Origin of the sequence: Coprococcus intestinihominis, from assembly GCF_040096555.1 — a bacterium.
GTDB lineage: Bacteria > Bacillota > Clostridia > Lachnospirales > Lachnospiraceae > Coprococcus_A > Coprococcus_A intestinihominis.
Genome location: NZ_JBBMEK010000097.1, coordinates 1 through 10,648 on the forward strand (window position 1 = coordinate 1; position 10,648 = coordinate 10,648).

Sequence of the window (10,648 nt, forward strand, 5' to 3'; positions counted from 1 at the left end):
TGGATGATAAAAATAGCAATTTTCTAGAAGAGCTTCTGCCTTGGTCAGAAACACTTCCAGAAAATATACGAAAACCAGAGAAAACGGATGAAAAATAGCATGGCTGCAGAAGCAGCCTGATATTTTTCAAGGTACTCAGTTTTCACCGTTTACCGTGGATGAGGATAAAATTATAATTATACCTGAAAAATATTATATGCAAATCTATCAAGTGGGTTTTTGGTTTCTTATAATCATGTCTATTATATGTATAGCGTATGGTTTTTTTGCAAATGAAAAAGCATGGTTAACGTATACTATAATAGGGAATGTTGTAGGAGAAGTAATATTGATTCGAGAATGGTTTAGCTTTGGCAGAGTGATAGAGATGGATAAAGAAGGCTGTACCGTCAAATGGCGAAACCGCAGTAAGGAATATCGCTGGAGTGAATTAAAAACAAGAAGGATAGAGAATAATATAAAATCATGTTATACAGATTGTCGCAAATGTGCAGTGATTTCTCCGTATGAAATAAAAAGGTTTCGAAAGAAAGATCCAATGAGCTATTTTATAAATATTTTACATTGGAGAGATTGGAGTACTTTTTATATATATTTAGATAGCGGAAAAATAAATGATGGAAAGAATAAGTATGAAGGTGGAATTAACGAAAGTATATTCAGAGGAAAAATTGCTCAATGGGGAGTGACATTTGATGATGTTAACTTAAAAAAAGTTAAACCATGGGAAGAAATATTATAACCATTCCACTTTGTTTCCAATGCCTCGAAGAAATGCGGGGCATTCCCCTACTGCGAGAAAAATGTTGCAAAATACCCTCTAAAACTTAAGAAAAATGTTACAAACAGCATTGAATAAAGCAGAAAAATGTTACAATACTTGTATCAGGAGGGTGAATCCGATGCTAAAAAGAGAGATATCAGAGCGTTTATATTCATGGAAGAATGAGAATAAGAAGAAAGCACTGTGCGTGATTGGCGCAAGACAGATTGGCAAAACGACGATTATCAGAGAATTTGCCCGGAAAGAATACGAGTATTTTGTTGAGGTAAATTTTATATTGGATAAGGGGGCCGGTCAGATATTTGATGGCAAATTGGATGCAGATACAATTATCGAGAATCTGACAGCTTTTAAGATGCAGAAACTGGAACCCGGAAAGACTTTGATTTTTCTGGATGAAATACAGGGGTGTCCGAATGCCCGGTGTGCCATTAAGTTCCTTGTGGAGGATGGAAGGTTCGATTATATAGAATCAGACTCTTTGCTGGGCGTCAAGTATAAAGAAGTTCCGTCTTATGCAGTGGGGTTTGAAGAAATTGTTTATATGTATCCTATGAATTTCAGGGAGTTCCTTGGAGCGAATGGCGTACAGAAGACGACATTTGCAGCTTTGCAGTCCTGTTATGAAAAGCACGAGAAAGTTCCGCAGGTAATGCACGAAACACTGTTAAAACTATTTGCGGCCTATATTGTAGTTGGCGGTATGCCGGATGTTGTCCAGACTTATGTTAATACCCATGATATTGGAAAAGTTATTCAGGTTCAGAGAAACATTCTGGAATTATACAGGCAGGACATAGCCAAATATGCAGAGGGTTCGGATAAGATAAAAATAAAAGCGATTTTCGACAGCATTGCCTTTCAGTTGGATGATAAAAACAGACGATTTGTTCTGAATCATATTGATGAAAATGGAAGAATGAACCGTTATGAATCAAAAAACAATCGTAAAAATTTACGATTGTTTTTTGACGTTTTTGAACGCGTAATTGTATGTGCGTATTTTTATATATGCATCCTTCTCCGGACTTCCTCCCTCAACCGGCTTCGCAGCAGGATAGTCACCAGTGTCACGTCGATGATAATAGCGCAGGTGAGGACAATGGCGGACCAGGAAAGAGCCATTGGCACGGCGTAATAACGGCGCGTCAGCAGTTCTACACAGACAGAGTAAATGCCGATTTCTGCCACGAGGATGACAGCCTGGGAAAGTATAGAGCTTCTTGGATGGCCCATACTGATGGCGAAGAAGAAAACTGCCAGTGTGCCCAGAATAATCAGGGGCAGGGCGATAGCTGTGTACCAGCCGTTGCCGGGATGGAGCCAGGCAATGATGCCGAAGTACATGGCGATGCCCAGACCGTCCAGAAGCAACGTGATTCGAAAGACAGCCTTGGTCGGAAAGAAAATCGGCAGGCAGAAAATCCACAGGACGATACAGGTGCCGATGACATAGAAGGACCAGTGGGAAAATGTGACAAAAAAAAGGTTCAAAAGTCCGCAGACAACTGCTGTTGTGGCCAGACAGACGGCCATGAGAATGGCGGTTTCCTTGCGGATGCCTGAATCCACATAGCCTTTGTCCACAGGATAGGGCTTTGGTGAAACGGTATCCACCGGTTGGTTGGGATTGATAACCTTGGTATTACACAGCGGGCAGACGGAGCAGGTTTTGTCCAGTTCCACACCGCAGTTGACACAATATGACATTAAAATTCACTCCTGTTCATATCACGGTTGGTTTCAATTTTGACATGCAGGCCTTCTTGGACTAATTTCCTGAAGAAAAAGCGTTCCACGTCGGTTTCGATAATAGTACTTGTAAAGTTGATGCTCAGGGTATCGCCGAAACTTCCTACAGCGCAATTGGTTCTCAGGGAGAAAGGTTGCCCCATCAATACGTCAAAATAATCGACAAATTCACGCATTTCTTTCGGCACATCAATGACACCCAGATTCGTCAGGCCGGCGGTGGACTGTTTGTCCTGCACACGGATATAAAACTGTTTCACAACGATATCTTTGACAAAAAGCGGCACAATACGGATCAGCGGGCTCTGCTGGGTAGAGGCGTTGGTGGTAATGTCGGCATTTAGAAACTTGTCATTAATGTAAAAACGCATGTAGTTGTGGACATGGGTGATGATTTCCTCAAAGGTATAGTCCCCCATGCGCGGGTCCACAGAAGGGTAAACCATGGCAATAAAATTCCGCAATGTGTCTGATGGAAAAATATTGCGCAGATTCACGGGAAGTGCCAGTGCCACGGGATGTTCCCTGAAAACATGGTCCGCTTTTTGTTTTTCTAATAAAGCATACAGAAGTACCGCATTCAAATATTCCGTCAGGGTCACATGATAACTGCGGGCTTTCTGCAGGACTTCCTGTACAGACAACAGGCCATGGATGATATTCAGTGTGTAAAAGGGCTCCCTGTGGCCGCGGATGCGGTAGGCTTTGCCCTGACTGCGGGGGCGTTTGACTCTGGAGGAAGCATATTTGATATAGGCATCCTCCATTTCCTCCGGCCGAGGCGGTTCGTTGATATCCAGAACGCCGCAGGTGTTGGAAATCTCATGCCCTTTCAGACGGAGATAAACGGCTGTGATGGTTTTCAGCAGTTTCAGGGCACCGCTGCCGTCGGAAAGAGAGTGAAAGACTTCCAGCGAAATCCGGCATCTGTAATAGTAAATTCGGATTAAATATCTGTTGTTAGATTTAAACAACATTGGCATGCAGGGATTAATGATATCCGGCATCACAAAGGGACCGGGATGGTCATTGGGTTCCAGATACCGCCAGAAAATACCCTTATGAAGGGCAACTTTGAAGGTCGGAAATCTCGGCAATGTCAGATCCACAGCCCTCTGCAGTGTGTCAGGGTCTATTTCCTCCTTTAAAACAACCGACAGACGGAACACATTGGAGAAGTTCCGGCGCTGAAGGGTCGGGTAGACATTGGCGGATAAATCCAGTTTATACCATGTTTTATGCTGTTTTTTTTCGGAATGATTCTCAGATTTATTGATTGTTTTCATAATTTTTATTATAATGTTACTCATCATCAATAGCAAGAGCAAATACGTATAGATGTACAGGAATTAAATGTTTTGCATATAGAGCGGGAAGGAGAAAGTGAATGGCGATAAGTGAAAAATCCAATCAGGGGCTGATGAAAGCCATTAAAAGAATGCATACCCTTGTGGAGAGTGATGACCTTGAGAGAGTCCGGGCGTCCCAGGAGAATATCAGCGCCCTGTTGAAGCATAGAGAGTTGAATTATGAGCCTTTTCAGGTGGGGGAGATTCCGTCGGAATGGGTCAGTGTGAAGCGCAGCCATATGCGGAAGTTTGTGATTTTCTATTGTCATGGCGGCGGTTACAATACAGGCAGTTTTCATTATGCCAGAAGTATTACCAACAAATTGTCGAGTACCACTTCCATGGATGTGCTGAGCTTTGACTATCGGCTGGCGCCGGAACATCCTTATCCCTCAGCCACGGAGGATGCCATGGCAGTGTGGGATTATCTGATGCATCTGGGTTATGGTGCCAGGGATGTCATTGTAGCCGGGGATTCTGCCGGAGGCAATCTGGCCCTGTCCCTTGTCCTGAAGCTGAAAGAGCAGAAACGAATTTTGCCAAAGGGACTGATTCTTTTTTCACCGTGGACAGACCTGACAGGCAGCGGCAAGTCTTATGAGACAAAGGTGGACGTGGACCCGATCCTGAACCGGGAATATCTGGACAATGCCATTGCGGCCTATGCTTCAGGACAGGATTTGAAGAATCCGTTGATTTCCCCGCTTTTCGGCAATTTCACAGGTTTTCCGCCAACTTATATCCAGGTGGGCAGCAACGAACTGCTTTTGTCAGATTCATTATTGCTCAAAAAAAATCTGGAAAAATACCATGTCCCAGTACGTCTTGAAGAGTACAAGGGAATGTGGCATGTTTTCCAGATGTCACCTTTTAAAACTGCTTATGATGCTATGGATCAGGTTGCCGAATTTATCTTCGATATCTGTCGTTAGTACCATCGGACAGGGGCTATCTCCTGTCCGATACAGGCGGTTTGGCAAAAGTGTATGCGCAAACAAATTCTGCGGCTAATCTTTGATAGTGTGAGCGTCGTCTAACAACTGGTTCTTCAGGTCGTACAGCTTGCGGGAAAGGTCCACATAGACTTCCTGGGGATTGATGAGTCGTTTGGATTCATCCCAGAGAGTGGCCTTTTCCTGTGTGCAGTAAGCCTGAATGTCCATAACAGACGGAGATTCATAGACACACTGACCGTTTTTGAATATCGGAACAAGCAGTTCACGAATCGTATAAGTGCCGGCTTCCAGTCGGGTACGCTTCCATGTGGCCAGCGGATCGAACAGAGTCAGTGGCTGATCTTCTGTGAAGACCTCATCTTCCAGGGTGATCAGATCGGCTTTGATCTTTCCGCTGGCTTTGTCATAGATACGAAGAATTTTCTTGTTGCCTGGATTTGTGACTTTCTCAACATTCTCGGAGACTTTGATCTTCGGTATTTCTGTGCCGTTTTCATCGATAATGCAGGCCAGTTTGTAAACACCGCCGAAGGATGGGCAGTCTTTGGATGTGATCAGGTTTGTGCCGACACCCCATGAAGTGATCTTGGCCCCCTGATTCATCAGACTATTGATCAGGTATTCGTCCAGATCGCTGGATGCGGAGATGATAGCATCCGGGAATCCGGCTTCATCCAGCATGATACGGGCTTTTTTGGTGAGATAAGCCAGGTCACCACTGTCAAGACGGATACCGAAGAGCTTGGAGTGGATACCCTTTTCACGCATTTCCCTAAAGACCTGGATGGCGTGTTTGACACCGGAGTTCAGTGTGTCATAGGTGTCCACCAGCAACAGGCAGTTGTCCGGGAAGAGTTCTGCATACGTCCGGAATGCTTCCAGTTCGGATGGAAAGCTCATGATCCAGCTGTGGGCATGGGTGCCTTTGACCGGAATATCAAACATCTGTCCGGCCAGGACGTTGCTGGTGCCGATGCATCCGGCGATCACGGCGGCTCTTGCACCGTAGATACCGGCATCCGGACCCTGGGCACGGCGAAGACCGAACTCCATGACTCCGCCGCCAGCTTCCTGAACGACACGGGCGGCCTTGGTGGCGATCAGGCTCTGGTGATTGATGATGTTCAGCAGAGCGGTCTCAACAAGCTGGGCTTCCATGATTGGCGCGATGACTTTGACCAGCGGTTCCTTCGGGAAAATGATTGTTCCTTCGGGAATGGCATAAATATCACCTGTAAACCGAAAGTTTTTCAGATAATCAAGGAAATCTTCCTGGAAAAAGCCGGTGCTTCTCAGATAGTCAATATCTTCCTGTTCAAAATGCAGGTCTTTGATGTAATCAATAGCCTGGTCAAGACCGCAGGCAATGGCATAGGCACCGCCGCACGGATTCCGGCGATAAAAAATATCAAAGACAACATGTTCTTTGGAGTGAGTTTTAAAGTAGCCCTGCATCATGGTCAATTCATATAAATCTGTCAATAAAGTCAAATTTCTGCTATTCGTATTCATATCTCTTCCTCTATTTATTCACATGCTGCATGCCAAACCGCTTTCCGGGATCAAAGAGAGTGCGGTGCAGCAGGATGCTTATTTATTCCAGTAACCTTCGTGAACTTTGGCAGCGGCAGGTGCCAGTTCAGGGAAAGGCCCTGTGACTTCAATGGCCTTCTGACCTTTGGCGAAGACGTCGCGGCAAGGCAGATCGAAGGTCGGGTTCTGAGGATCGGCACCTGTCAGGGAGAGCAGATCCTTCTCTGTCATAGCATACACAACATGGCCGATGTTGCCCCAGTAAATGGCACCGGAACACATGGCACAAGGCTCTGCCGTTGTGTAAAGTGTGCAGTCCCAGAGAAATTCTTTGCTGTAAGCGTGGGATGCACGTTCTACCAGCTGTGTCTCTGCATGACCGGTACATTTATGCTCTGTTATCTCATTATTCATCTGTTCCATAATAATATTCCCGTCTTTATCAACAAGGAGAGCCGCAAAAGGTGTATTGCCGGATTCTCTTGATTTGACGGATAATTCAATTGCGCGTTTTAAGTAAGCTTCATGTGACTGCATGAGGTACCTCCCGTATTTTATTAATTGAAACTAGTATACTGCAATTTCAGGAAAAACGCAAATTTTGTACTTTTTCTAGTTCATTTTTGGAAAAAGATGGCAGATAATTAAACGAATATAAAAGGAAAAAGAAAGGATATTTGGTTATAACTGGAATATTATTGAATAATTGCGGAAATATTTATGAATTTTTTTGAAAATTCATTTGATTTTCCTTTGGAACCGTGCTATCATGGCGACATAATAGATTGCTGTTTGGAACAGGACCTTATGGATGTCAATACCGGACATTTTGTCAGGCGGATCCGAACAGCTGCCAGACAATCAGGAAAGGGCAGGGTGAATCTACAGGAAGAAACGGGTGAAGTAAATGAAAGGGTTAGAGGTGATAGGTTCCTATCTGGATGAATGGAACATCGTGACGATTACTGTCAGACTGATTTTGGCGGTCGTATGTGGAGGAGCCATCGGTCTGACCAGAAGTGTCAAGCGTCGGGGAGCGGGTTTCAAGACTCATGCTCTTGTCTGCCTTGGCTCGGCACTGGTCATGATGACGGGTCAGTATATCTATGTGGACTTCGGTGCCATATCAGATATTGCAAGACTGGCGGCTCAGGTTATCAGCGGTGTTGGTTTTCTTGGGGTTGGAACGATCATGGTCACAAGAGATAACCATGTCAAAGGATTAACAACTGCAGCAGGGTTGTGGACTTGTGCAGGCATCGGGCTTAGTATCGGCATCGGCTTTTATAGTGGTGCAGCGATCACGACGATCCTGGTACTGGTGATCTATCGGTTTATGGGAAGGGTCGATGAGATTGCCTATGAGCATTCAAGGGTTCTTGATATTTATATTGAATTTGAATCAAGACGTTCAATCGCGCCATTTATCAGTGTTCTGAAACAGAATAACTACAAGATCGTGCAGATGGAACTGAACAAATCCAAGAAGAATAAGGAAGAGCTTGTGAATGCGACACTGGTATTGGAAGTGCCGGAGAAGACGAAACACGGGATTGTGATCGATCTTCTCAGGGAAATTCCGGGAATAGAATATGTAGAGGAGATTTAATTTTACTGAAGCCGGTTTGAAATGACAAGCTGGTCAAAATTTTATCAATTTTTTGAAATTATCTTGAATTTTACACATTCTTTACAGGAAATTTACTAGTTTGATGTTTACAGAATGACAAACTCATGGTATCATTTTGTTAAAACATAATGCTTTTAACGATGCTATTTGTTAAAAGTGCACAATTTATTCTTTATATTCATCCGCGGGGGAGAACGCAGGTGGATATATCTCAAAAAGGAGGAGTTAAAGAATGAAAAGATCTAAAAAGCTTATGGGCCTGACAGCAGTCATTATGGGCGTTGTGATGGCAACAGCAGCCTGCGGCAGTTCAGGCGGCGCAGCTGAGACAAAGGCAGCTGATTCAGCAGCTTCAACGGAAGCAGCAACAGAAGCAGCCGGCGGCGATACTTCTGCAGCAGGTGATCTCAACAGCAAGACCGTTGATGAACTGACAGAAGCAGCCAAGGCAGAAGGTGAAGTCGTATCTGTTGGTATGCCTGATGAATGGGCAGACTGGGCATCCCTGTGGAAGACAATGTCTGATACATACGGCATTTCCCATAACGATACAGATATGAGTTCTTCTGAGGAACTTCAGATGTTTGCGACAGAAGGCGAAAAGGGAACCAAGGATATCGGTGATGTTGGTTACGGATTCGCAGGACAGGCTGTATCTGAAGATCTTGTTCAGGGTTACAAGACCTCCTATTGGGATAGTGTTCCTGATTGGGCAAAGGGCGAAGATGGTAAGTGGATGGTTGCTTACACAGGTGTAACAACATTCCTTGTTAACACAGATCAGGTTGATAAAGTGCCGACATCATGGCAGGATATCAAAGACGGCGACTACAAAGTTGCCCTTGGACCTCTGACAGGTGGTAATGCTCAGGCTGCTTTCATCGCTTCCGCATATGCATTCGGCGGCGATATGAACAATCTGGATCCTGCTTTCGAGTTCTGGACAGAACTGGCGAAGGAAGGCAGAATCAATACACTTGATATCACTCAGGCGAACTTCGAATCCGGTGAAATTTCTGTTGGTGTTGTATGGAGCTTCACAGGTATCCCTTACAGCAAGAATATCAGCCAGTACAAGATGCAGGCCGTTGTTCCTTCTGATGGATGCTTACAGAATGGTTACGCTTCCGTTATCAACAAATATGCACCTCATCCAAATGCAGCAGCTCTGACAAGAGAGACAATGTTTAGTGATGAAGGTCAGACATACCTTGCTCTGGCAGGTGCAATCCCTACAAGAGAAGACTTCACAATCGCAGACGAATACAAGGATCAGGTTATCTCCAAGGATGATATTGCCAATGCAGTTCTGATCAGCGATGCAGATGCTTATTCAGCAGCATGTGAAACAGCTAAGACACGTTGGGAAGAAGAGGTTGCGCCATTACTGGTACAGTAATGCAGAACAGATAATTTCAGTCGAAGATGACATATGGATATTCGGCTTGAACTGAATGAATTTCAGGGGGTGCAAAGCCTGCACCCCCGTTTTTCGATTCTATTTAAGTCTCGCGCGCGCCCGACTTGAATTGAATAACAGGGTCTGATGCACCCGATGAATCAGAAGAACAGCATCAGACAGGGGTTGAATTTAATGAAGAAAAAGACATACATTTATTTACTTGCCCTGGTTCCATTCCTGATTGTGGCTATGCTCTATGAAATTGTACCTTTGATCACAGTGATCGTGAAGAGTTTTCAGCCGGATGGTGGAACAGGTTTCACACTTGAGAATTATCAGTCTGTTTTCTCGAAGCTGCTTTACCAGAAGGCGATCATCAACAGTATCAAGATTTCTCTGACATCTGCTGTTGCCGGTATTATCATTGCTTTCCTGGGTGCCCGTGCGGCACATCAGCATCAGGGCAAACTGAATCATATTTTTATGACAGTTCTGAATATGGTATCCAACTTTGCAGGTATTCCGCTGGCTTTCGCTTATATGATTCTTTTGGGCAATGCCGGACTGGTGGTCAATATCGGCAAGGAATTAGGCATCAATGCTTTATCCACATACAATCTGTACACGATGAACGGCATGAGCCTGATCTATATTTATTTCCAGATTCCGCTTTCCACACTTCTTCTGATCCCGGCCTTTGACGGTGTGCAGAAACAGTGGAAGGAGGCCTGTACACTGCTGGGAGGTACACCGGGAATCTTCTGGAGAAAAGTCGGTATCCCGGTACTGATGCCGAGTATCCTCGGTACGTTCAGCGTTTTGTTTGCTAATGCTCTGGCAGCATACGCAACGATTTACGCATTGATGATGGACAATATCGCACTTCTGCCAGTTCAGATTGCGGGATGCTTCACAGGTGAAGTCAAGATCCGTGCAGGTCTGGGCGGTGCCTTATCTGTTGTGATGATGGCAATCATGGTTATCATGATTCTGATCACCAACGGCCTGAGCAGAAGATTCCAGAAGGGAGGCAATAGAAAATGAAAAAGAAAAGCGCAGGATCTGTAGCGATTATGCTGCTTGTCATGATCTATCTGCTGATACCTCTTGTAATCTCTATTATTTATTCTGTATTCCATAAGTGGACAGGGGTTATTCCTGAAGGATTTACCCTTCACAACTATGTGGACCTGTTTATGGACAGCAATTTCCTTGCATCTGTTGGACGATCTATCGCAATGA

Annotated in this window: 9 protein-coding genes and 2 pseudogenes; 7 read left to right on the forward strand and 4 right to left on the reverse strand. The window is 44.6% G+C overall.

The features are described from left to right. Window positions 1-154: 154 nt before the first annotated feature. Together WMO25_RS08960 and WMO25_RS18980 are read left to right on the forward strand one after the other, a co-directional pair. A complete protein-coding gene (locus tag WMO25_RS08960; RefSeq protein ID WP_349085064.1) occupies window positions 155-742 on the forward strand; it encodes a hypothetical protein in 588 nt (195 codons plus the stop codon). A 160-nt stretch (window positions 743-902) separates the two neighbouring features. Further along, window positions 903-1,685: pseudogene (locus tag WMO25_RS18980) on the forward strand (ATP-binding protein); the annotation flags it as partial. A 104-nt stretch (window positions 1,686-1,789) separates the two neighbouring features. On the opposite strand, the gene WMO25_RS08970 reads toward WMO25_RS18980, so the two are convergent. Both WMO25_RS08970 and WMO25_RS08975 read right to left on the reverse strand, forming a co-directional pair. Beyond that, window positions 1,790-2,494, reverse strand: coding sequence for a DUF6320 domain-containing protein (locus WMO25_RS08970; RefSeq protein WP_349085065.1), 705 nt, complete (start codon window positions 2,492-2,494; stop codon window positions 1,790-1,792). Continuing rightward, entirely contained in the window at window positions 2,494-3,822 is a 1,329-nt protein-coding gene (locus tag WMO25_RS08975; RefSeq protein ID WP_349085066.1) for an alcohol acetyltransferase, read from the reverse strand. Before WMO25_RS08975 ends, WMO25_RS08970 begins: the two co-directional genes overlap by 1 nt. A 101-nt stretch (window positions 3,823-3,923) precedes the next feature. Here WMO25_RS08975 and WMO25_RS08980 point away from each other — a divergent pair, with 101 nt between their 5' ends. Further along, window positions 3,924-4,817 carry an alpha/beta hydrolase gene (locus WMO25_RS08980; protein ID WP_349085067.1) on the forward strand — a complete coding sequence of 298 codons (894 nt, stop codon included), beginning with the start codon at window positions 3,924-3,926 and terminating at the stop codon, window positions 4,815-4,817. Window positions 4,818-4,892: 75 nt separating this feature from the next. Here WMO25_RS08980 and WMO25_RS08985 read toward each other — a convergent pair whose 3' ends face one another. Both WMO25_RS08985 and WMO25_RS08990 read right to left on the reverse strand, forming a co-directional pair. Continuing rightward, window positions 4,893-6,353, reverse strand: a complete 1,461-nt coding sequence (locus WMO25_RS08985) for a nicotinate phosphoribosyltransferase (protein ID WP_349085068.1) — start codon at window positions 6,351-6,353, stop codon at window positions 4,893-4,895. Window positions 6,354-6,431: 78 nt separating this feature from the next. After that, window positions 6,432-6,911, reverse strand: a complete 480-nt coding sequence (locus tag WMO25_RS08990) for a nucleoside deaminase (RefSeq protein WP_015513075.1) — start codon at window positions 6,909-6,911, stop codon at window positions 6,432-6,434. A gap of 370 nt (window positions 6,912-7,281) precedes the next feature. Between WMO25_RS08990 and WMO25_RS08995 the strand changes: the two genes are divergently transcribed. From WMO25_RS08995 to WMO25_RS09010, 4 genes and pseudogenes are all read left to right on the forward strand, one after another. Next, entirely contained in the window at window positions 7,282-7,983 is a 702-nt protein-coding gene (locus WMO25_RS08995) for an MgtC/SapB family protein (protein WP_015513077.1), read from the forward strand. A 253-nt stretch (window positions 7,984-8,236) separates the two neighbouring features. Then, window positions 8,237-9,403: an ABC transporter substrate-binding protein gene (locus WMO25_RS09000; RefSeq protein WP_117539688.1), complete on the forward strand. Its 1,167-nt coding sequence runs from the start codon at window positions 8,237-8,239 to the stop codon at window positions 9,401-9,403. Window positions 9,404-9,598: 195 nt separating this feature from the next. Next, on the forward strand, window positions 9,599-10,450 hold the full coding sequence (locus tag WMO25_RS09005; protein WP_349085069.1) for an ABC transporter permease: 852 nt from the start codon (window positions 9,599-9,601) through the stop codon (window positions 10,448-10,450). Beyond that, window positions 10,447-10,648, forward strand: a pseudogene (locus tag WMO25_RS09010) (ABC transporter permease); the annotation flags it as partial. The gene WMO25_RS09005 and the pseudogene WMO25_RS09010, both read left to right, overlap by 4 nt.

Excerpts from the sequence above, each read along its gene's own strand:
- WMO25_RS08995 (WP_015513077.1), top strand. The coding sequence starts at position 7,282 with ATGAAAGGGTTAGAGGTGATAGGTTCCTATCTGGATGAATGGAACATC.
- WMO25_RS08970 (WP_349085065.1), bottom strand. The coding sequence starts at position 2,494 with ATGTCATATTGTGTCAACTGCGGTGTGGAACTGGACAAAACCTGCTCC.
- WMO25_RS08980 (WP_349085067.1), top strand. The coding sequence starts at position 3,924 with ATGGCGATAAGTGAAAAATCCAATCAGGGGCTGATGAAAGCCATTAAA.
- WMO25_RS08985 (WP_349085068.1), bottom strand. The coding sequence starts at position 6,353 with ATGAATACGAATAGCAGAAATTTGACTTTATTGACAGATTTATATGAA.
- WMO25_RS08975 (WP_349085066.1), bottom strand. The coding sequence starts at position 3,822 with ATGAAAACAATCAATAAATCTGAGAATCATTCCGAAAAAAAACAGCAT.
- WMO25_RS09000 (WP_117539688.1), top strand. The coding sequence starts at position 8,237 with ATGAAAAGATCTAAAAAGCTTATGGGCCTGACAGCAGTCATTATGGGC.
- WMO25_RS09005 (WP_349085069.1), top strand. The coding sequence starts at position 9,599 with ATGAAGAAAAAGACATACATTTATTTACTTGCCCTGGTTCCATTCCTG.
- WMO25_RS08990 (WP_015513075.1), bottom strand. The coding sequence starts at position 6,911 with ATGCAGTCACATGAAGCTTACTTAAAACGCGCAATTGAATTATCCGTC.